This window comes from Leptospira sanjuanensis (assembly GCF_022267375.1).
GTDB lineage: Bacteria > Spirochaetota > Leptospiria > Leptospirales > Leptospiraceae > Leptospira > Leptospira sanjuanensis.
This window is the reverse complement of sequence record NZ_JAIZBH010000001.1, coordinates 2089635-2110453: the sequence shown is the minus strand read 5'-3', so window position 1 is coordinate 2110453 and position 20819 is coordinate 2089635. Positions and strand designations below refer to the sequence as shown.

Here is a 20819-nt window from a genome sequence, read left to right as displayed (position 1 = left end):
TATTCTCTTTTTTAGATGCACTACACAGAAATTGAGTTTTTTTTTGAACTTTCTTGTAAGAGAAAGTCTAACAAGAACCAAAAGGGAGGAAAAACGAAGTTTAGGCTGAAGAGACGGAGAGTTGGCTCCCCCTGCTGGGCTCGAACCAGCGACCCAGTGATTAACAGTCACTTGCTCTACCGACTGAGCTAAAGGGGAGTATCCTCGGTAGTTAGGCCTATATTTTCAAAAAGGGGTAAGAGCGCAACCTTAATTTGTCGCATTAGTGTTTGTTTTTACAACTTTTGAGAGGAAAAATTTCGAATTGTCGGAAGAGAAAGGAGCGAAAAATGCTTTGGATCATTTTTCGTCTTTCTTAGAGTGACATAATCCCTTCTTACAACAGTGTTACGGAGTCTGAGAGCAAATTATGAAGCTGAATCGTCATTTTACCGTTCCTTCCAATGGTGAATCGTCCTCTATTCAATGGGCGAAGCGTAATTCCCGGATTACAAATCCGGATGGATCCAAGGTATTCGAGGCAAACAATATCCTCGTGCCCGAAGGATGGTCCCAGGTTGCGGTGGACATCCTTGCGCAGAAATACTTTCGCAGAAAAGGAATCCCTAAGTATCTCAAAAAAGTACAAGAGGAAGGAATTCCTGAATGGCTTCAAAAATCGGTTCCCGATACGGAAAAACTCGAATCCTTAAAACCGGAAGATCGTTTCGGCGGTGAGACGAGTGCACTCGAAGTCTTTCATAGACTTGCGGGTTGTTGGACATATTGGGGATACAAATACAAATATTTCTCCGATGAGGAAAGCGCCAAAGTTTTCTATGATGAAATCGTTTATATGCTCGCGACTCAGATGGCGGCTCCGAATTCTCCTCAGTGGTTCAACACCGGTTTGAACTGGGCTTATGGAATCGACGGTAAATCCCAAGGCCACTACTACGTTGATCCCGCAACCGGCAAACTCGTTAAATCCGCTTCCGCGTACGAACATCCGCAACCGCACGCGTGTTTTATCCAAAGCGTGGATGATGATCTCGTCAACGACGGCGGTATCATGGATCTTTGGGTCCGCGAAGCTCGTCTTTTTAAATACGGTTCCGGAACGGGAACCAACTTTTCCAATTTAAGAGGAGAAAACGAACCTCTTTCCGGCGGAGGAAAAAGCTCCGGTCTGATGAGTTTCTTAAAAATTGGGGACCGCGCCGCAGGTGCGATCAAATCCGGTGGAACCACTCGCCGCGCGGCGAAGATGGTTTGTCTCGACGTAGACCATCCCGATATCGAAAGTTTTATCGATTGGAAAGTGACGGAAGAAAAGAAAGTCGCTTCTCTCGTAACCGGTTCGATGCTGAACAACAGACATCTCAATGCGATTATGTCCGCGTGTTACGAGATGGAAACCGAAGATCGTTTCGATCCCAAAAAGAATTCCGCATTAAAGAAAACCATTCTCGAAGCGAAGAAGGTTCTCATTCCGGACAACTACATCAAACGTGTGATCGACCTTGCAAAACAAGGATACAAGGAAATTCTTTTTGAAGAATTGACCACCGATTGGCAGTCCGACGCGTACAACACAGTATCCGGTCAGAACAGCAATAACTCAGTTCGTTTAACGAATGAGTTCATGACCGCGGTGGAACAGGATCAACCTTGGAATCTGTATTTCAGAACCGAAAAGGAAAAAGCAAAAGCGGAAGGACGCAAAGCGAAACCTTCCCAAACTTTGAGAGCCCGCGAACTCTGGGAAAAAATTTCCTACGCGGCTTGGGCCAGCGCGGATCCGGGAACACAATATCACACTACCATCAACGAATGGCATACGTGTCCGGAAGACGGTTCGATCAATGCGTCGAACCCCTGCTCCGAATATATGTTTTTGGACAACACCGCTTGTAACCTTGCGTCCGCGAACTTACAAAAATTCGTGAACCTTGAAACGTTGAACTTCGACGTGGAGGGTTTTCGTTATCTCTGCAGACTTTGGACCATCATTCTCGAAATCTCGGTGACGATGGCTCAGTTTCCTTCCAAGGAAATCGCCGAACTTTCCTATAAGTTCCGTACTTTAGGATTGGGTTACGCGAACCTCGGTTCGATCCTGATGATTCTTGGGATCCCTTATGATTCTCAAGAAGCAATGGCGATCACCGGGGCGATTTCTTCCATCATGCACATGACCGCTTACGCTACTTCCGCGGAAATGGCGAAAGAACAAGGTCCGTTTGCTGGTTACGCAAAGAATAAGAAGCACATGCTTCGTGTGATTCGTAACCATAGAAGAGCGGCTTACAACGCTCCGTCCGGCGATTACGAAGGTTTAACGATCACTCCTGTGGGAATCAATCCTGCCTTCTGCCCTTCTTATATGCTCAAAGCGGCGCAAGAAGACGCGGATTTGGCGCTGGAACTCGGTGAAAAATACGGGTACAGAAACGCGCAAGTAACCGTGATTGCTCCTACCGGAACGATCGGTCTTGTAATGGATTGTGATACGACTGGAATCGAGCCCGACTTCGCGCTCGTGAAGTTTAAAAAACTCGCTGGGGGCGGTTACTTCAAAATCATCAATCAATCCGTTCCTTATGGTTTGAAAAAACTCGGTTATTCTCCTTCCGAAATCGAAGCGATCGTGAACTATTGTAAAGGTCATGCGACTTTGAACGGAGCGCCTGTGGTCAATACGCAAGCTCTGAAAGAAAAAGGATTCACGAACGAGATTCTCGAAAAAGTGGAAGCTTCCCTTCCTCTCGCGTTCGACATCAACTTTGCGTTCAACAAATTCAACTTAGGCGAAGACTTTCTTACCAGAAACTTAGGAATCGCAAAAGAAGTTTTCGACGCTCCGGGTTTCTCTCTTCTCGAATATTTAGGATTCACCAAAGAAGAAATCAACAAGGCAAACGACTACGTTTGCGGAACGATGACGATCGAAAACGCTCCTTTCTTGAAAGAGAAGGATTATCCGGTTTTCGATTGTGCGAACAAATGCGGTAAATACGGAAAACGTTTCCTTTCTTACGAGTCCCATATTCGTACGATGGCGGCGGCTCAACCTTTTATCAGCGGCGCGATTTCCAAAACGATCAACCTCCCCGAGGATGCAGTCGTGGAAGACATCAAAAACGCGTATTTCCTCTCTTGGAAGATGATGATCAAAGCGAACGCGCTTTACAGAGACGGTTCCAAACTTTCTCAACCTCTCAATTCCGTATTAGAACTTTTGAATGGAATCGAATTGGACGAGCACGACGAAGTCAGAGAAGCGATGATTTCCAAAGATCCGGTTCAGATCGCGGAAAAGGTCATCACGAAATACATCTCCCACAGAAGAAAACTTCCGAGCAGAAGAGCGGGATACACTCAGAAAGCGATCGTAGGCGGTCACAAGGTTTATTTAAGAACCGGCGAATACGAAGACGGTCAGATCGGAGAGATCTTCATCGATATGCACAAGGAAGGAGCGGCGTTTAGAAGTTTGATGAACGCGTTTGCGATTTCCGTTTCTCTCGGTTTACAACACGGGGTTCCTTTGGAAGAATACGTGGATGCGTTTACGTTCTTCAAGTTCGAACCGAACGGAATCGTTTCCGGAAACAAACACATCAAGATGAGCACTTCCGTAATCGATTATATCTTCCGAGAATTGGCGATCACTTACTTGGGAAGATACGATCTCGGTCAAGTGGCTCCGGAAGATTTGAGAGGAGACGAAATCGGTTCCAAGCGTGCGACAGCGGAATCCAATCATCGGGAACCGGTAAATAATTCCGCGGCGACTGTGGTAGCGGAAGTTGCTCCTAAAAAGGAAGTGGAAACGATTTCTTATTCTCAGATGATTTCCAAGGAAAGAACCGCGGCTCCTACCGGAATCGCCCTTCTGGAAGAAGTAAAACTCGCTAAGATCAAAGGTTACACGGGTGATTCTTGTTCCGAGTGCGGTTCTTTTGAAATGGTGAGAAACGGATCTTGTCTTAAGTGTATGTCCTGCGGTTCGACCACCGGATGTTCTTGATTCGATTGAAGATCTAAAACAATCGCGGATTGTATGCCCGAGCGGTGAAAGTCGTTCGGGCATTTTTATGTACGTTTGTTGTGCCTAATCTTCTGTGTGGCATATATGGGTTTTCTGTTTTATGGCTGATCGTTTTGTCGAAGTAGACGGAACGATTTATTTCTCCCACTTACGAAAACCGTTCGTGTCGATATGAAATCGATTTCGAGAATACAAACCGAGTCCGATCTTTCGATCGGCTCCGTTTTTTTCCCAAAGTATCAAAAGGCGTCGTTTCAACTCGTCTCGTTCGATTTCACGATCGGGGATCATATCTACGGCGGAAAAAAGAAGGTGCCGACTGGATTTCGCCCCGCCGGCTTTTTCGTTATAGTCCCCTGCTCGAAAACCGGAAACCACCGTTATGGGGCCGATTCGGGGAAGAATCAAATCTCGAATGACTTTTAGAGTCGGTACGATGTTCAACCAGAACTCTTGAGGTGGAATCGCGAAAGGTCGGCTTTTCGTTTGTCTCCAATCGGTGCCTTGTCTCAGAAGCTGTTCGACGGGAACCACATCGAAAACTTTACGTTCTTTAAGAAACATTTCCAAAGCGAGAATTTTCTTTCGGTTTTCGGGAAGGTTCCTGAATTCGTTCCACTGCTCTTTAGAAGGAGGTGTATGAGGTTGGAAATCGCAAAAAGAAAAGAGAAGGAGCGAAAATAAAACAATGCTCTTAAGAACGGGTTTGTTCATAACGTTTTTAAATTAAAAAGGTCAAAGAGAAGGATCGATCCGGATCTTCGTCCGTTCCTCCTAAACGCATACCCGGATGTTCGTTCTCCATCACGAAAAAAGAATCTTAAGGACTCCCCGGCGGTCCGGTCAATCCGGGAATCTTGGCTTCCGGTTTGTTGATCGTTCCCATGATCGGAATACATTTACTGCCGCTTTGTTTTTCCAAAAGGGTCAGCATGTCTTCTATGTCCTGTCTTTCCAACGCGAAATTGCGATCGAGTTCGAGACAGATTCTAAGATTGAGCTGAGAAAAGGAAATGTTATCGGATAAACGAATGTTTCCCGTGATATCGAAGCGTGCGATCGAAGTATCCAAAGTGAAATCGTTAAAGATTAGATTCCCGCCTTGTAGATTGATCTTCGTGAGAAACTTTTTGATCGTGATATTTTTTAATTCCCCGAGCAGAGGAATTTCGGGTAAACCCATGATCATTCCCGCCGAAGGAGCCGGTGGAATTTCCAGATCGAGGTTGCCTACGATCCTCGCGATTCCTCCGTTTAAGTTTTCGAATTTTCCCTGACCCTCTACACGCGGAACCTTCATCAAGGGTCCGTTTTCCGTGTCGATTTTTAGACTTTCGATTTTGAATTTCCCGTCGAACTTTCGTTTCATTAAACCGAACAAGGAGGTTTTCAAAACGGTTTCTTCCGTTTTGATTTTCAAGTTGGAAGGCGTATTGATTTCAAGTGTATCGAGAGTAACGTTTCCTAAAATGGAAATGCTCATGTCGCGGAAATTGATGATGGTTCCGGTTTGGGAAGAAGACGAGTTCAAGGAACTGCGAATGATTTCATCCAAAGGAAAAAGCCAAAGAGTAAAAATGAAAAAAGAGAAAACTCCCGTCCCGACGAGGATGAGTTTTTGTTTGAGAGTAAAACGCGGGGTCGCCTCTTCTTCCTCTTCCTGAAGTTCGAGGGTCAGGAATTCTTCCTCTTCACGAGTAAGAGCCGTTTCCTCCTGATATTCTTCTTCTTTTTTCATCGTTTGTTCCCCGCCGCACGGCTGTAAGTGGAAAGTTTGAGGTTCACATCGTAGACCTCTTTTCCTTGGAACGGTTTTCTAAAATTCAGATATTCCACCCGCGCGTTAATCATCTTGTTCTTTTCTATGTCGTAGATTAACCGGAAAACGTTGTCCAAAGTCACGGAACGGAAATTGATATCGATCGTGATCCGATTGTACTTCTTATCTTCGATCGAATTCGAATCCTTCATCGTGGAAATTTTTTCCTTCAATCCGTATCGAACGAAAATCTCGTCGAGTTTTGCGTAGATCGCACTTACGTCGGTTTCTCCGCCGGAAGAATCCAAAGAGCGGAAATCGTTGAATTCCTGGATGATCTTGTCGAGTTTGACGGGAGCGGTTCGCGAATCCTGAACTCTTTCCGTCAAACCTTGGCGGAGCGTTACGACTTTACGGATCGCCATAAATACGATTAACAGAAGAATCAATCCGATTCCGCCGAGTACGATCAATCTTTCTCTGGGTTCTAACTTTTCAAGCATGGCGGTTTTAAAAGGACTCCTCGGAAGAGACCGGTTTGTTCACTACCTTCATCGTAATCGTAAAGGAAACCTTATAAGCCTTCACTCCCTGCATCAATCGTTTGTTTGTGACCTCTATGTCTTTGAATAGGGGAGATTTTTCGAGCGATCTTTGGACCACCCCGATCTCGCTGAATTCGTTGACTCTTCCCCCAATTTTGACCAGATCCTGATCGTAGTCGAACTGATCCAATTGGAACGGTTGCATATCGGATGCGGGAAAGTTCATCGAAAGTTCGAAAAGAATGTCGAGAATGCTCGGTTTACTCAGGTAAAGTCTGTAGATCTCGGTCTTCTTTTTCTCTTCGTTCTTGAGTTTAGTTGCATATTCTAATATATCTACGTCTTCCGGAGCTGTTCTGCCGAAGCCGCGTTGGAATTTTTCGGCGAGCATTTTGTCGCTCGCACTGAGTTTTCTTTTGTCGATAACGATGCCCACGAAAAAGACTGTGATGAGAATGAACAAAGAAATTCCCGAAAAAATCAAATGAGGACGGAATTGATCGAAATTGAGAATGTTCTTGTTGATACGTTTGACGTGAGGAGTGTCGATGAAGTCGATCTTGTCCTTTTTCGCAAAACCGAAATGATAACCCATTCCGAAACAAGTAGAGAACGTGTCACCGTCCAACGAAAGAAAATCGTAACGTCGAGTGATAAGCCCGAGCGCGTCGCCCAAAACGGATTCGATTCCCCGAACCTTGCTTCCTCCGCCGGAAAGATACAATACTTCCGGTCTTTCGGTTTCGTTCATCGAAACGATGCTTCGATGGATTTCGGACGAAAGTTTTTCGGTGAACTTCGACGCGCTTTGAAACGCTTTTTTAATGTCCGCGACTTTGAGTTTGAATTCTTTTGCGAAAAGATTGAGACCGTCCTCTTCCCCTGAAAACGGTTCGAATTGAAGAGAGAGTTTGATCGCTTCCGCTTTTTCAAACGGAATCTTAAGATCGGACGCGATTTGCTCCGTGAGAGTGTCTCCTCCCATGGCGATATATCTCGTGTGTGCGACCTTTCCTTCGGTGAGAATATTTAAAATCGTGATTCTTCCGCCGATGTCGGCTTGCGCGCAATTCTTATACGTGATTTCTTTGTTCGTGTGTTCCGCAATCACCGAAGACAAACTCACCGAATCTACGAATAAACCGCGAAAGACGATATTACTGCCGAGAAACGGAGCGGTGATAAAATCAAGTTCGCTGTGATGAGCCGAATACGCGATGACGTCCGATTTTTCCTGATCGATTCTCCAAATGCTTCCCGTCACTTCCACGGTTTCCATCGGGAACGGAATTCTGTTTTCGACTTCGAAAGGAATGACTTCCCGGATCGCTTTTACCGTAGTCAACGGAATGTGAAGCTCGCGCACAAACAAACGATCGAGCGGAAGATTAAGAACGATACTCGTCTCTCCCGGAAAATAGGAATTGATAAACCGAAGAACGTTGTGTCTGTATTCGTCCTCTTCTCCGTGGGAGATGCTCATGATTTCGGAACGTAGAATGCTTAGCTTTCCGAGGACCTTTTGAAAGAGAACTCCTTTGATCGTGCTCGTTCCGTAGTCGATTGCGAGAAATTGATCGTAAATGAACATCGTTGTTTAGTCTTCCATGTAATAGAGCATTTGGCTGTTTGTCAGATCGAAGATTCCCGTGATTCTTCGAATCGTTTTTCCCACCTGACCCACGGCAACGATTCGAAAGATTTCTCCCTTGGTCTTAACCCTGCCGCCGGAGACGTCCGTTCCTTCACCCGCGAGTTCTTTGTAAAGGGTCAAACCGCCTGTGGTGGGAATCTGGAATTCCTGAAATTTTTCTATGTCCTTCAGTTCCTTGATAAAACCGCCCTGCTCCAATTTGAATTTGAGAATTCTCATGGCCGCCTGTTTGGTCATAAAATCGGATAAAGACATCAAAACAAAATATGGCGCGGCGTTCAAGTTGATTCTATCGTCCGAGTTTTGGCCCGAAGGGATGTATGCCGTTATGTTGTTCGCTAAGACGAAATCGCTGTCGCCGATCAACGCCTTCTCCTCGTCGGATTGAAACGCCTTGGAATATTTTTGATCGAAATCCGCGGGTTTCAAGGAACCGTAAACGAGATCCCTGTCAAAACCTTTTACGGATACGAGTTCGGAAACGGAATACATAAAGGAATTCTTATTCTTCCGAGGAGGTTTTAGGGAAGAATAATACAAGTCCTCCGCGCCTCCGCCCGTTTCCTGCAGATCGGTATCGAGCCAATCGAAGATCGGAAAAATCTTTTCACGTTTGATTCCTAACTTGTCGAAAAGCCGAGCGACCATTTCCACCGAACGAAGGTTCTGCTGGTTGTCGTCCTGGTTCAGCAAAGAATTGAGATTGATCTTTCCGTCTTCGGAGCTGATCTTATAATAGATCGTTCCCCCGCCCATCGGCAGAGGCGGCGGATTCAAAGCGATACCGCTTTTGTACAGATATTCTTCCGGAATCTTTTTCAGAGCTCCGAGCGCACCTTGAAAACCGGCCTTTGCGAGAAGCAGCGCGCGGAAACCGTCGGCATCCGCTTGCGCGATCCTTCTTTCCCCTAAGGAACGTTCGCCGAATTCGGTGGCGGTATAAAACGAAGCGGTTCCGATCACCATCACGAGAATGACGACCATAAATCCCGATCTTGATCTTCGAAAATTTCTTTTGTGAGAGAAGAAAATTTTTTCGAAAGTCCGTTCGATGGAACTCTTCGATCGAAAAAGAAAGTTCTTCATATCAGTTAAGAAAAATTGCATGTTATTTAAAAAGAATTCCGGGAAACGCGAGAGTTTCATAACGGACCTCCTTTTTACCGGTATTTACGATCATCTCCACACGAATCAATCTCGGAAGAACCTTGGTGAGTTTGGAATCCCATTCGTCTTCCCATTTCGCCCCCGTTCTGGAATACTTGAGTTGAAAACTTTTCACATGGGTTAACAACGTATATTCGGTCCCGCCCGATTTCGGATAACGGTCCACCATTTCGTCTTCTCTTCGAATGAGAGCGTAATAATCCGGCGTGTCGAGCATGGGTTTGAGATAAAAGGAAACTTCCCGTACTTCGGGCATGGACGTTTCTTCGGAGTTGGGATGAGTAGCGGCGAAATCGAGTCTGTCTCTTCGATCAAGTCCCCGGCCGTCGTTTCTGCCGATAAAGATGAGTCTTCTCTGCGTCTGGTGAAAATACGTCATCGCGAGCGTGCTCCGGATATTTTCCATCGCCAAAAGAATATCCCGTTTCGCCGCTCCTCCGGGAGAAGATGATTCCCGTGAAATCCGAAGCGAAGTGTAATACGTGGAAAAAATTCCTGTAAAGATCACTCCTAAGATCATCACAACGATCGAAATTTCGATCAAGGTGAAACCCTTTCGTCCGTTTGCGTATTTTCGAGTCTTCATTCTATTTTCTTAATATTGCGCCGACTTAAACGTTTCGGCCGTATAGGATTCCGTTCCGCTTCCGGTCGGATATTTGATCGTCACCTTGATCCGAAATACGCGGATGATACCGGCAGTGGAAGCTCCTTGGTTCGCTTGACCCGATCGCCTCATGATCAATTTGTTCATCTCGGAGTCCCTTCCTCCCAAAAGATCTTCCGGCTTTTGTCCTTCTTTTCCCGCGAGTTTGAGAAGGTCCATATCCTCTTCGCCGATCTGAGTTTCGAAGCTGTAACCCGGATAACCGGGAATTTCTCCCGTGGTTTTGTCGGATTGAAGAACGGAGACTGAATCGATTTGAGCCATTTTGATTTTGGCGAGATGCACCGCGTTGGAAACGACGGCCGCCATTCTCTGTTGTCTGATTCCGTTCGAGATCACCATATACGTGTAAGTCATCGCCATTCCGGCGAGCGCCAGAGCGATCGAAACTTCGATCAGGTTGAATCCTTTTCGAAAGGACCGTTTCTTTTTTTTCGGTTTTATTAAAGAATATAAAAATGAAAAGTTTTCGACCAAGGTTATGAACGGAACTTTCCGGACCGAAGTTGAAGATGAAAATTTACGGTTGCTGCTGTTCGTTTTCATCCTGTTCTTTCCAATTCTTATCGGTTGCGAGGTTGGAAGAAGTGTGAAATTGTTCTCCTTCCAGGATGGAAACCTTTCCTCCATATCGGTATAGGATCAAAGTTCTATAAATTGAAGGATCGTTTCCTAAATGAACGCTGTAATCCGCGGAAATTCCTAAATAGGTGTAAGGAACCTTGACGATTCCTTTCGTATAACGAAAGCCGCGAATGTCGGTAATGTCTATGATTTCGGACGTATACGGAAGTTTTTTGGGTTTGAATACTAGATTTTCCTTTAAACCGCTCTCGTCCCGAACCAGTTTTTTAACGGAATACGTGTCGTTGTCGATGTCCAATTCCAAAACCATAGTCGTATTCGTCAGGATGGATTTTCGATAACAGAATTCCGCCGCTTGTTTGAGTGTTTGCGCCGCGTCGCTTCCCGACGGAATGATGAAGTTCGCGGCCGTACTTGCAAGAATGCTAATCAACCCGGCGAGGATCGCGACGACTACAATTAACTCGATCAGGGTGAATCCTTTCCGGATACTACGTGTTTTCATAACCGGAAAGGAAGAAGAGTGTTATTTTCTGCGGAAGTCGGAAGGATATTCGTCTTCGTTGAGGATGTTAAAGTCAGCATTCTTACCTTCTCCGCCTTCTTTTTTATCCTTACCCAGGGTTACAAGTTGAACGTCCCCGTTCGCGTCCCTCTTTAATTTATAGGCGCTTCCCCAAGGATCGTTGATGGCCGCTTTTTTGGTCAGGATCGGTTTCCAATCTTCGGGAACCTCTCCGGTTGTCGGTTTTTCCACCAGCGCCTCAAGACCTTGCTCGTCGGAAGGATACGTTCCGTATCTTTGAGCGTATCGTTCCAGGTGCGATTGAAGTTCATATGCGTCTTTTTTAAGTTTCAGAGCGGCCGTATCGTCGCTGATTTCACCGGGACGGAAGTTGGAATAAACGAGGGCGATCAACGCACCTAAGATGATCACGACGACAGCGAGTTCTATGAGTGTGAGACCCTTTCTGTATTTTCTTTTTAATTTGGACAGATTCAATTGAATTCTCCTTATTCTAAACTATATATTCTGAAGTTGCTGCGTCAAGTTGTACATTGGGACCATGATCGAGGCCATGATCGTTCCAATCAAAAGACCCATTACCACGATCATCAGGGGTTCCATGGACTGGGTCATCGTTTTAATCGCGGTGTCGACTTCCGTATCGTATATATCAGCGAGTTTGTTCATCATCTCGGGAACCCGGTCCGAAACTTCTCCGGCTGCGATCATCCCCACCACCATTTGCGGGAGAATCACCGATCCGCTGAAGGATGCGGAAAGTTTTTCCCCTTCCTTGATTCGTTCCACGGCGTTTTTAATCTCTTCTCCGAAGATGGAATGGTCCACGATCTTTTCCACGATCGTAAGCGTGGTAATCAACGGAACGCGGTTGCTCAAAAGGATTCCGATGTTTCTTGCAAAACTGCTTACGAGAACCTTCCGCGCGAGAGAACCCAGGATCGGAATTTTCAACACGAACTCGTCCCAATTCTTTTTGCCTTGCGGAGTGTTTTTCCAGTAGATAAAGCCCATGACGCCTGCAAAACCGAGCGTAAGAAGAAGCCACCAGTACCCTGTGAGAATATCCGAAACTCCGATCACGATTCGCGTGATGAGGGGAAGTTTCGCGTCGAACTGCATAAACAATTCTTGGATCTGAGGAATGACGACGGTTAATAAAAAGATCGTAACGAAGATCGACAAGGAACCCATGATGAACGGATATACCATCGCGACTTGCACTTTCGCTTTGAGTTCGCTGGATTTTTCTTCGAGTTCCGCAAGTCGAGTCAACGTCGCTTCATAGTCTCCCGTTTTTTCTCCGACCGCAACGAGAGAAGGATATTGACTCGGAAACACGTCCGGATGTTTTTTCATCGATTCGGAAAGGGAGGAACCTTCCGTTATGTTCGCCTGCATTCCTGTAAGGACCTTGCGAAAGTTCTGGTTGTCCGTTTGTTCCACGATGCTGGATAAGGATTTGTCCAGGGGAATTCCGGCTCCGAGAAGTGTCGCAAGCTGTCTTGAAAAGAGTCCGACTTCTTTGCGGGGAATTCTATAAAAATATTTCGCTAAAAAAGGAAAGAGTTCTCTGTCTTTTTTTTCGGAGTCTTCCGAAATGTTGCGAACATAGAGTCCCTTGTTCTTTAACTTGGATCTTGCGGCTTGTAGAGAAGCGGCGTCGATGATTCCCTTCTCTTCTTTGCCTTTTTTGTTGAATGCAACGTAAGAATAGATCGCCATGACGTTTAGGTTACCCTGAGAACTTCGTCGATCGTAGTCACACCGTCGATCACCTTCTTAATTCCATAATCTTTCAGCGTATGGAAATTATGTTCGAGTGCGATCTCGTTCAATTGTCCCGCGTCCTTTCCTTGAAGGATCGCATGTTTGATGTGAGAATTCACCAACAAAAGTTCGTAGATTCCGGTTCTTCCTTTAAAGCCGGTTCCCATACAATGAGAGCATCCCTTGCCCCTGTGCAAGGTTCCGTTTTTAAGCGCCTTTTTAGGAATACCGATCGACTCCAGTTCGGATGCGGTCGGCTTATATGTTTCCTTACACTGAGTGCAGATCACGCGCACAAGTCTCTGAGCCATAAACCCGAGAACGGTGGACGTGATCAGATACGGTTCGATTCCCATATCCACCAAACGAGTCGCGGCGCTCGCCGCGTCGTTTGTGTGAAGCGTAGAGAATACAAGGTGACCCGTAAGCGAAGCTTGGATTGCGATCCTAGCCGTTTCCTCGTCCCGAATCTCCCCTACCATGATGACGTCCGGATCCTGACGGAGAATGGCACGAAGACCGGTCGCAAACGTAAGACCGATCTTTTCCTGCATCTGCATTTGGGAAATCCCTTCGATCTGATATTCCACTGGATCTTCGCAGGTGATGATGTTTCTTTCTTCCGTATTGAGTTCGCTTAACGCCGAATAAAGAGTAGTCGATTTTCCCGATCCGGTCGGACCCGTTACGAGAATGATTCCGTGCGGTTCGTAGATGAGGGAACGGAGCGATTTGATGAGTTCCGGATAAAATCCCATCGTATCCAAAGAATACTTTTGATCCGTTTTGTTCAAAAGCCTCATTACGATCCGTTCGCCGAACTGACAAGGAATCGTGGAAACCCGAATGTCGATGTCCTTTCCTGCAAGTCTGAGTTTGATCCGTCCGTCTTGCGGAAGCCGGTTTTCCGCGATATTCAAGTTCGACATGATCTTGATACGGGAGGAAATTCCCGCATGATAGGATTTAGGCGGGCTGAGCACGTTATGCAAAATACCGTCCACGCGATAACGAACTATCAGTGATTTTTCGTACGGTTCGATGTGGATATCCGAAGCCCTTTCGTTCACCGCTTGGGAAAGAATGACGTTGACCATTTTGATGATCGGAGCGTCGTCGCTTAGATCGAGTGAGTCGTTTTCGAAGGCTTCCGCGAGTTCGGAAAAACTCCCCTCCATCTCGTTTAACATCTCTTTGGCGGCCGAAGAGGTCGTATCGAAATGAGAATGAATGATTCTCATGATCTCCGGTTCCGGAGCGAGAATGAATTCTACGTTGTATCCTTTTAAAAAGTTTCGCGCGTCGTCCATCGGATGCAGATCGGACGGATCGGAAACGGCGATGCGGATCGTCTTTTTGGATAGCTGGAACGGAACGATTCTACTTCTTTGAATCAGCTTTAAAGGAATTTGCAGGAATACGTCTTCCATTCCGCTGAACTCCAACTTCTCCCGAAACTCGAGATGATAGAGCTTGGATAGAGCGCGGAGAATATCGGTTTCTCCGGCGATTCCTTTTTTCTGAATGATATGACTGAGAGGAAGGTTGTTTTTTTTCTGAACTTTAAGGGAATCTTCCAGATCTTTTTCGGATATGATCCCCTCTTCGATTAGGATATCTCCGAGAGTTTTCACTGTCAGTCCCCTCTTTCTTTGATTTCTTTTTCTTTGTTGAGGATTCTTTCTCTTTCGAGTTCGTAACGTTCCTGCTGCATTTTCTTTTTCACGGTCATCTTATCCGCGTTCTCTCTACTATCGAGTATATGCGGAGTGATAAAAACCATCAAGTTCGTCTTTTTGATTTTTTCGGTGGTTCGTTTGAAAAGATGTCCCAGATACGGAATATCTCCGAGCAGAGGAATTTTAATGATCCGTTTTTGTTTATCGTTGGAAATCAATCCACCGATTACGATCGATTGTGTATTTTCGATCGAGATGGAAGTTTTGATTTCGCGACGATTGAACGTCGGGTTACCCCCGGAGAGGGCGATTTCCGCGATGTTCTTGATTTCTTGAAACAGTTCCAAAGTGATTTTGTTATTCTTATTTACGTGAGGAGTGAACTTCAGTTTAATCCCGGTTGGACGGTATTCGTAGTTATCGACGGTTACCGCGTTGGCGCCGCCGAGACCCGCGTTCCTACTTTGCGTTCTTACGGGAACGTCTTGACCGACGCTGATCTCCGCTTCTTGGTTATCCACGGTTAAAACCTGAGGTGCGGACAAGACGTTGAAGTTTTCGTTCCCTTGGTTCGCGCTTAAAATTCCGATGATCTGTTCCGAGCCCGCTTTTAAAAATCCCAAGGAAAAGCCGCTTAACGTGTTGATATTCGGGTTCACCTGACCGTTTGCGTTGATAATGTTCGATTCTTTGGAAAGACCCGTATTAAACTGCCCGTAGGCGTCGGCTTTGTATCTCCAGTCGATCCCGAAGTCGTTCAAGTCGCTGGACGTGAGTTCGACGATCAACACTTCCAGAAGAACCTGCTTTCTTGCGGAATCCAAAACCTTGATGATCTTGCGGATCTCTGTCCATTCGGCATTCGTAGCAGTTACGATCACGGAGTTCGATTCTTTATGACCGACCGCTTTGATCTTATCCACTTTTCCAGGGATCTGGCCTTGCGCTTTTTTTTCGGGAGTGAGTTCTTCGGATTGAACGACCGGATTATCGAGTTTTACAAGGGTGGCTGCGATCTTCTCCGCTTCACTGTGTTCCAGCGTATAAATGTGAACGTCGCCGGCCGATGCGATGGCGCCCGGACTTGCCTCTTCCAATTTCAAGTCGAGTTCGTTTACCAAAATCAACAATTTGTTGATGTCTGCCGCCGAACCGGAAAGTACGATCGTATTCGTATTCTTATAAACGATGACATCCGTGTTCGGAGACGTTAAACGTTTGAGAATCGGTTCCAATTCTTCCGGTTTTACGTTTTCCACCGGAATAATCTGCGTGATCGTTCTAAAGTCGCCGACTTCGGATTCGGGAATCAGTTCTTTTCCGACTCGGACAACGGGGGATCTTGCGAGAGCGTCCTTGATCTTGACGATGGAAATGAGATCCGGTTCTTCCACCACCCCAAAACCGAGGGATTCCAGAACGGACTTCATAAAGATGAATGCGTTTTTAATCGGAATTTCTTTCTGGGAAATGATCGTGATCTTTTTTCCCTTTAAACTTTCATCCAAAAGAATGTTTTTTCTCAGGATCGCGCTCATTCCTTTGAGAAAGTCGTTTAGTTCGGTGTCTCTCCAGTTCGCATAAAAGGTTCTTTCGGCGGGCTCTTCCGGAGCGGCAGATTTCGTCTTAACGGAAGTCTTCTTTTTATTCTGAGGGAATACGGGTTTATCCCATACCAAAAGTACGAGTATGAGAATCGAAAGGATTCTAAAGACTGGAATTTGATTCTTTGTTCCGGGCATTTTTTTAGTTTCTGATAATAAATTCGTAGGTGAGAATCTGGCTACCTCTTTCCACATCTACCGTAATCTTATCGGCAGTTTTTACGGCTCCCCAGATCTCTAACATTTTTTCGGTTTCGGTCAAAGGCATTCCGTTGACTCGTTTGATGATGTCTCCGTTTCTTGCGCCCAACGCGTAAAAGATATGGTCCGGAGCAACGCTGTAGATTTTATAACCGCTGATTTTTCCGTTGATCAAGGCCGGTCCGAAACGTGCGTTTTTGTAGATGGCGGCGGGGTCTTTCAACTTCCGGTTAACGTCTTGCCGGGAAAGAACCTTGCGGATCGTATCTCCACCTCCGCTCGGCGCCCCTTCCGACTTAGCTCCGGCTTCCGGACTCAGCTTGGCGCGCGCCTCGCCGGGGGTTTGACCGATTTCGACTTTGAGGGCGATTCCGCCTTTTTCTAAAACGACGTAGTTCAAAGCGATCGATCGGATTTTATATCCTCCGACGGTTTCTCCAGTTGCAAATTCCTGCGCTTCGGGTTTTCCTTTTTCCACAATAGTAACGCGTGCAAACGACCAGTGGCCGCTGAGCGTTCCCGTCACCTTCATTTCTTCCCCTTCTCCCGTATCGGGCGGTGCTGTGGACATCTCCCCTTCGGTAGCCTGCATATCTCCCGCACGAGACGCGATTCCGCGGATTAAGTTTCCTTGGACCATTTCCTCATAAGAAGAAAGGGCACGGTTGGTTTCGGGACCCATTTTACGAACCGGAGCTGAATTGGAACTAGCCGCTTGAACGGTAGGATTTAAGAACGCAAGAATCACGGCTCTCAGAAGATACGAAAGAGAATACGAAAAGAATAAGATTACGGGAATGAGGGTGTAAAATGTGTTCTTCCGAAGTTCTAAAAAAATCGCATTCATAGAGGCTGATCAGTAAATTCTTTTCAAAGAAAGCCGGAGGGTGTTTTCCGACTTTTTTTGTTAACTACAATCTGGCAAATTTACCGGGATCTAAAGGAGTAACGATCTTCAGGGTTTTTCTGAGGGCCGCGTCCGGGTTGATTCTATTTCCATTTAAGAAAACTTCAAAATGCAAATGAGGTCCCGTCGCCGATCCGGTTCTGCCAACGGCACCTATGACCGTTCCCGCGCTGACTCTCGTTCCCTGCTCGATCGTAATTTTCGCGCAGTGAGCATACATCGTTTTGTAACCGTTCTCGTGATCGATAATGACAGTATTTCCATATCCGCCGTTCACCCCGGTAAAGGAAACGATTCCGTCCGCGGATGCAAGAATCGGCGCTCCTTGAGAACCGCCGAAGTCGAGACCGGTGTGATACCCGCCGGAACCGGTATGAAACGGATCCTTTCTTTTTCCGTAACGGGAAGTGACCTTTGCATTTACGACCGGATAAACAAAGACTTTACGAAATTCCACTTTTTCCCGGCTCGCATTGCGAACCTGAACCGGAATCGAAATGTTCTGTCCGACTTGGAGAGTGGAATTTTTTTTCAAACCGTTCGCCGCGCTGATCTTTTGGACATTGGTCTTCATCGCTCTTGCGATTTTAGAGAGAGAATCCTTCGGTTTCACGACGTAATTCTTATAGATAACCCCGCTGTGACTGACGATTTTGGAAGAGATGATTTTGTTTACGCTGATAAAACTCGGGAGTTCCAAATTGGATTTGTCTTTATGATAATTCAGGGAATACTTTTCTTCCTGCCAATTTTCGGGAGATTGGGAGAATAGCTGTTTGATTTTACGTTCTTCCTTATCGGAAAAGAAGGACGAATCCTTATTCGTGTACTCCGAAATCTCCGCGTCGTAATTCTTCAACGGGTCTGCGGAAAGAGAACTCAGGACTAACGTCGAGATCAGGGGAATAAAAAACAGTTTTCCATTCACCTTTTTAGTATCGGACTCGGATCTGGCCGATCTTGAACCTGTCCTTCTGGACGACCTATTTTTTCTTTTTGTATTCCACGAGTTCATTGGCTATCAGTTTATCCAGATCCTCTATCGTAATTCGTTTGCCCGCGTAATCGTCGTTCAGTTGATACGCGATCATCCTGCCGATTGCATATTCCCGTTTATGGTCCGCGGGGTAACATTTGATCTTCACCATCGAAGGGGTTGATTCGATATAGATTCGAACGAGCATTCCCTTTTTAAACGTTTCCGTGTTGGAAACCTTTTTGTCCTGGATCAGGTAATAAATTTTTTCCGCGTAGTGTTCGTTGACTTGAGCGATCGAATCCTTTCGAATCAACCGGTTTCCACAGCCCGCGAGAAAAAGAAAGATCGCCGAAAGCAGGAAAACGCGGATACGAAACATTTCAGAGCAAAATTACAGAGGGGGAAGCGTTTTGAAAGGAGTTTTTTTGCAAAAGGCCCTATAACACCTGAATTTTTCGATTTTGCGGCCGTTTTTCTAACTCAAAAGCGTTACCTTTTTTCCTTGATCGGAACCGAAGAAAGACGGAGGAATCGCGATGAAAAATTCTTGGATCTGTTTGGCTGGGGCGAATTTAGAAGGCCTCGACTCATTCGTCGTCGGAGTTGAAATTAACCTCAAACGAGGTTTGCCCCGTTTTATGATCACCGGCTTGGCGGCTCAATCGATCCGCGAGTCCGCCGAACGGGTTCGAGTGGCGCTTGAGAACAGCGGTTATGCCTGCCCCTTTCAAAATATTCTGGTCAATCTTGCTCCTGCAGGAAGAAAAAAGGAAGGAACGTTGCTGGATCTTTCGATTGCATGTGGAATTCTCGCGTTGACCGGACAGATTTTTCCTTCCGGAAAATTAAAGCGAACTCTCTTTTTGGGAGAACTGGGTTTGGACGGAAGTTTGAAACCTCTCAAAGGCGTACTTCCGATTCTTTCCGGAATCTCTTCCGAAAAATACGACACCGTGATTCTTCCGTTTCAAAACCGTGAGGAAGCCGCCGTTCTCCGCAAGTTCGAGGTCTTTGGAATTTCTCATCTGAAAGAATTGGAAGACGTATTAGAAAACCGAAAAAGTCCCGAATCGATTTCGAAAATTCGAATTCGAGAAACTCAAATCACGAAAAGTTTCGAACTTTATCAAGATCAAATGGTTGCGTACCGAGCCGTCGAGATCGCAGCCGCGGGTTGGCATCATCTTTTACTTTCCGGACCGCCTGGAATCGGAAAAAGCCTTTTGGCGAGAATGCTCGGAGTTTTGCTTCCTTCACCCGAGGAGGACGAAGCATTCGATATTTTGAAAATACGATCCGCGATTTCTCCTTTGAAAGAGATGATCGTGGAACGTCCCTACCGAGCTCCCCATCATACGACTTCCGACATCGCTTTGGTGGGCGGAGGAAGAGAATTGAGAATGGGGGAAGTTACATTAGCAAATCGTGGTATTCTTTTTTTGGATGAACTCGCGGAATATAAATCGGGAATTCTGCAGGCGCTCCGTGAACCGATGGAAGAAGGAAATATCACCGTTTCCAGAATCAGCGGGAGCGTCGTTTATCCGGCGCAATTTCTTCTGGTGGCCGCTACAAATCCTTGCCCTTGCGGATTGAACGGTGTGGAAGATGGAGGTTGTACTTGTACTCCTCCACGGATTAAAAAATACCAAGCCCCCTACTCAGGTCCGTTTCAAGATCGGATCGATCTTGAAGTTCGGATGTTTCCTTTCAAAGAGAATAAGCGCAAACGAGTTCCTATTTTTTTGGAAGAATCCAAAGCGCAGATTCGAGAGGCGGTAAAAATTCAAAGAAGCCGTTATCAAGGAAAGGAATTTTATTTCAACGGACAACTCCGTGGAGAATCCGTGAATTCGTATCTTCGGTTCGGTTCCGCCTGCGAAGACATACTCGAGGCCGAGATGAGAAAAAGAAAGTTGAGTATTCGGAAGTTCAATCAGATTCGGAAAGTAGCCCGCACGATCGCGGATTTGGAGGGAAAGGAGTCCGTGGAGGAAAAGCACCTTCTAGAGGCCCTGAATTTCCAGAATGCCGGAAATTACGGAGAAAACAGGGCCGTCGCTTAATTCCCGTTAAGCGAGAAGTCTATTTTGCAAGAAAATGGGAGATCTCCATCGCAATCTTATCGATCGCAAAATCGATATACGTTGGGTCCTCCAGCTTCTTTTTATAATCCTCAAATTTTCGCTTTTTTACCGGCATTCCGCGTTTCCGCAGAATGACCGGATCCGGACCAAAGTCGTCTGACTCGGCCAGATTCCCTAAAATCGTGATGCTCTTCATAGTTACTTCCTTGTAACGATTTAAGGCTCTCTTCCTTGAGAACCCGCAGACAATTTAAGAATTCGGTGGATCTTGAAAGTACCTGAATCACTATTTCAAAAGAGGTCAGGATAATATTCACATCCCTTTTTCGCATTTACGGAGACAAGACAGAATGAGACAAAATGATCGCGGAAAGAACCATGTTGGGAAAGAAACCCGTTTGCGGCTGTTCTCATCCGGTTTTGTTTTGCGGAATGGAACGTAAAACGCGGATCGAAGTCTTGAGACTCTTTCCAGTGTTTGACTTCGTTGAAGAAAAGGACTTCTTCTTTGGTGGAAATTATGTCGATCTCGAAACGCAGATAACGGTAGTTTCGCGCAAGAATTTCGTGTCCGAGCGAAATTAAAAATTGAGCGGCGATTTCTTCCCCTTCTTTACCCTTGATCGTTTTAAATCGGCTCAAAGAAAAAAAAGAAA

19 protein-coding genes and 1 tRNA gene are annotated in these 20819 nt (G+C 46.0%); 2 read left to right on the top strand and 18 right to left on the bottom strand.

Translation table 11 applies throughout. The features are described from left to right. Positions 1-122: 122 nt before the first annotated feature. Positions 123-198 (bottom strand) — tRNA-Asn (locus LFX17_RS09455). 211 nt (positions 199-409) lie between these two features. On the opposite strand from LFX17_RS09455, the gene LFX17_RS09450 reads away from it, so the two are divergent. After that, positions 410-4012 (top strand): vitamin B12-dependent ribonucleotide reductase, encoded by a 3603-nt coding sequence (locus LFX17_RS09450; RefSeq protein WP_238746283.1) that lies wholly within the window; start codon positions 410-412, stop codon positions 4010-4012. Positions 4013-4168: 156 nt separating this feature from the next. Here LFX17_RS09450 and LFX17_RS09445 read toward each other — a convergent pair whose 3' ends face one another. The 15 genes from LFX17_RS09445 to LFX17_RS09375 all read right to left on the bottom strand — a co-directional run bounded on the left by LFX17_RS09445 (position 4169) and on the right by LFX17_RS09375 (position 18455). Then, positions 4169-4597, bottom strand: a complete 429-nt coding sequence (locus tag LFX17_RS09445; RefSeq protein ID WP_238746281.1) for a D-Ala-D-Ala carboxypeptidase family metallohydrolase — start codon at positions 4595-4597, stop codon at positions 4169-4171. A gap of 256 nt (positions 4598-4853) precedes the next feature. After that, on the bottom strand, positions 4854-5771 hold the full coding sequence (gene gspN, locus LFX17_RS09440; protein WP_238730024.1) for a type II secretion system protein GspN: 918 nt from the start codon (positions 5769-5771) through the stop codon (positions 4854-4856). After that, positions 5768-6295 (bottom strand): hypothetical protein, encoded by a 528-nt coding sequence (locus tag LFX17_RS09435; protein WP_238730023.1) that lies wholly within the window; start codon positions 6293-6295, stop codon positions 5768-5770. The genes gspN and LFX17_RS09435 overlap by 4 nt, the downstream gene beginning before the upstream one ends. A 7-nt stretch (positions 6296-6302) precedes the next feature. Then, on the bottom strand, positions 6303-7928 hold the full coding sequence (gene pilM, locus LFX17_RS09430; protein WP_238730022.1) for a pilus assembly protein PilM: 1626 nt from the start codon (positions 7926-7928) through the stop codon (positions 6303-6305). Positions 7929-7934: 6 nt separating this feature from the next. Beyond that, the gene (locus LFX17_RS09425) at positions 7935-9137 is read right to left on the bottom strand and encodes a type II secretion system minor pseudopilin (RefSeq protein ID WP_238746279.1); all 1203 of its coding nucleotides are present in this window, start codon (positions 9135-9137) and stop codon (positions 7935-7937) included. Then, complete coding sequence (locus tag LFX17_RS09420; RefSeq protein ID WP_406600525.1) at positions 9100-9687, bottom strand: type II secretion system protein GspJ; 588 nt, start codon at positions 9685-9687, stop codon at positions 9100-9102. The genes LFX17_RS09425 and LFX17_RS09420 overlap by 38 nt, the downstream gene beginning before the upstream one ends. Before the next feature lie 66 nt (positions 9688-9753). Continuing rightward, positions 9754-10371: a type II secretion system protein gene (locus tag LFX17_RS09415; protein WP_238746277.1), complete on the bottom strand. Its 618-nt coding sequence runs from the start codon at positions 10369-10371 to the stop codon at positions 9754-9756. Beyond that, positions 10346-10915, bottom strand: coding sequence for a pilus assembly FimT family protein (locus tag LFX17_RS09410; protein WP_238730018.1), 570 nt, complete (start codon positions 10913-10915; stop codon positions 10346-10348). Before LFX17_RS09410 ends, LFX17_RS09415 begins: the two co-directional genes overlap by 26 nt. Positions 10916-10936: 21 nt before the next feature. After that, positions 10937-11413: a type II secretion system major pseudopilin GspG gene (gene gspG, locus LFX17_RS09405; protein ID WP_010574761.1), complete on the bottom strand. Its 477-nt coding sequence runs from the start codon at positions 11411-11413 to the stop codon at positions 10937-10939. A gap of 21 nt (positions 11414-11434) precedes the next feature. Beyond that, on the bottom strand, positions 11435-12661 hold the full coding sequence (locus tag LFX17_RS09400) for a type II secretion system F family protein (RefSeq protein ID WP_118956535.1): 1227 nt from the start codon (positions 12659-12661) through the stop codon (positions 11435-11437). Between the two features lie 5 nt (positions 12662-12666). Then, the gene (gspE, locus tag LFX17_RS09395; protein ID WP_238746275.1) at positions 12667-14340 is read right to left on the bottom strand and encodes a type II secretion system ATPase GspE; all 1674 of its coding nucleotides are present in this window, start codon (positions 14338-14340) and stop codon (positions 12667-12669) included. 2 nt (positions 14341-14342) lie between these two features. Beyond that, positions 14343-16127, bottom strand: coding sequence for a type II secretion system secretin GspD (gspD, locus tag LFX17_RS09390; protein ID WP_118956537.1), 1785 nt, complete (start codon positions 16125-16127; stop codon positions 14343-14345). Positions 16128-16131: 4 nt separating this feature from the next. After that, positions 16132-17037 carry a general secretion pathway protein GspC gene (locus tag LFX17_RS09385; RefSeq protein ID WP_238730016.1) on the bottom strand — a complete coding sequence of 302 codons (906 nt, stop codon included), beginning with the start codon at positions 17035-17037 and terminating at the stop codon, positions 16132-16134. A 64-nt stretch (positions 17038-17101) separates the two neighbouring features. Then, positions 17102-18112: a LysM peptidoglycan-binding domain-containing M23 family metallopeptidase gene (locus tag LFX17_RS09380; RefSeq protein ID WP_238746273.1), complete on the bottom strand. Its 1011-nt coding sequence runs from the start codon at positions 18110-18112 to the stop codon at positions 17102-17104. Continuing rightward, positions 18081-18455: a type II secretion system-associated lipoprotein gene (locus LFX17_RS09375; protein WP_238730014.1), complete on the bottom strand. Its 375-nt coding sequence runs from the start codon at positions 18453-18455 to the stop codon at positions 18081-18083. Before LFX17_RS09375 ends, LFX17_RS09380 begins: the two co-directional genes overlap by 32 nt. Positions 18456-18612: 157 nt before the next feature. Between LFX17_RS09375 and LFX17_RS09370 the strand changes: the two genes are divergently transcribed. Then, positions 18613-20142, top strand: coding sequence for a YifB family Mg chelatase-like AAA ATPase (locus tag LFX17_RS09370; RefSeq protein ID WP_238746271.1), 1530 nt, complete (start codon positions 18613-18615; stop codon positions 20140-20142). A 19-nt stretch (positions 20143-20161) separates the two neighbouring features. On the opposite strand, the gene LFX17_RS09365 is transcribed toward LFX17_RS09370, so the two are convergent. Further along, a complete protein-coding gene (locus LFX17_RS09365) occupies positions 20162-20359 on the bottom strand; it encodes a hypothetical protein (RefSeq protein WP_118956542.1) in 198 nt (65 codons plus the stop codon). Positions 20360-20454: 95 nt separating this feature from the next. After that, entirely contained in the window at positions 20455-20805 is a 351-nt protein-coding gene (locus LFX17_RS09360; RefSeq protein ID WP_238730012.1) for a YraN family protein, read from the bottom strand. Positions 20806-20819: the final 14 nt, after the last annotated feature.

Excerpts from the sequence above, each read along its gene's own strand:
- LFX17_RS09450 (WP_238746283.1), top strand. The coding sequence starts at position 410 with ATGAAGCTGAATCGTCATTTTACCGTTCCTTCCAATGGTGAATCGTCC.
- LFX17_RS09445 (WP_238746281.1), bottom strand. The coding sequence starts at position 4,597 with ATGTTTCTTAAAGAACGTAAAGTTTTCGATGTGGTTCCCGTCGAACAG.
- gspN (WP_238730024.1), bottom strand. The coding sequence starts at position 5,771 with ATGAAAAAAGAAGAAGAATATCAGGAGGAAACGGCTCTTACTCGTGAA.
- LFX17_RS09435 (WP_238730023.1), bottom strand. The coding sequence starts at position 6,295 with ATGCTTGAAAAGTTAGAACCCAGAGAAAGATTGATCGTACTCGGCGGA.
- pilM (WP_238730022.1), bottom strand. The coding sequence starts at position 7,928 with ATGTTCATTTACGATCAATTTCTCGCAATCGACTACGGAACGAGCACG.
- LFX17_RS09425 (WP_238746279.1), bottom strand. The coding sequence starts at position 9,137 with ATGAAACTCTCGCGTTTCCCGGAATTCTTTTTAAATAACATGCAATTT.
- LFX17_RS09415 (WP_238746277.1), bottom strand. The coding sequence starts at position 10,371 with ATGAAAACGAACAGCAGCAACCGTAAATTTTCATCTTCAACTTCGGTC.
- LFX17_RS09410 (WP_238730018.1), bottom strand. The coding sequence starts at position 10,915 with ATGAAAACACGTAGTATCCGGAAAGGATTCACCCTGATCGAGTTAATT.
- LFX17_RS09400 (WP_118956535.1), bottom strand. The coding sequence starts at position 12,661 with ATGGCGATCTATTCTTACGTTGCATTCAACAAAAAAGGCAAAGAAGAG.
- gspD (WP_118956537.1), bottom strand. The coding sequence starts at position 16,127 with ATGCCCGGAACAAAGAATCAAATTCCAGTCTTTAGAATCCTTTCGATT.
- LFX17_RS09385 (WP_238730016.1), bottom strand. The coding sequence starts at position 17,037 with ATGAATGCGATTTTTTTAGAACTTCGGAAGAACACATTTTACACCCTC.
- LFX17_RS09380 (WP_238746273.1), bottom strand. The coding sequence starts at position 18,112 with ATGAACTCGTGGAATACAAAAAGAAAAAATAGGTCGTCCAGAAGGACA.
- LFX17_RS09375 (WP_238730014.1), bottom strand. The coding sequence starts at position 18,455 with ATGTTTCGTATCCGCGTTTTCCTGCTTTCGGCGATCTTTCTTTTTCTC.
- LFX17_RS09370 (WP_238746271.1), top strand. The coding sequence starts at position 18,613 with ATGAAAAATTCTTGGATCTGTTTGGCTGGGGCGAATTTAGAAGGCCTC.
- LFX17_RS09365 (WP_118956542.1), bottom strand. The coding sequence starts at position 20,359 with ATGAAGAGCATCACGATTTTAGGGAATCTGGCCGAGTCAGACGACTTT.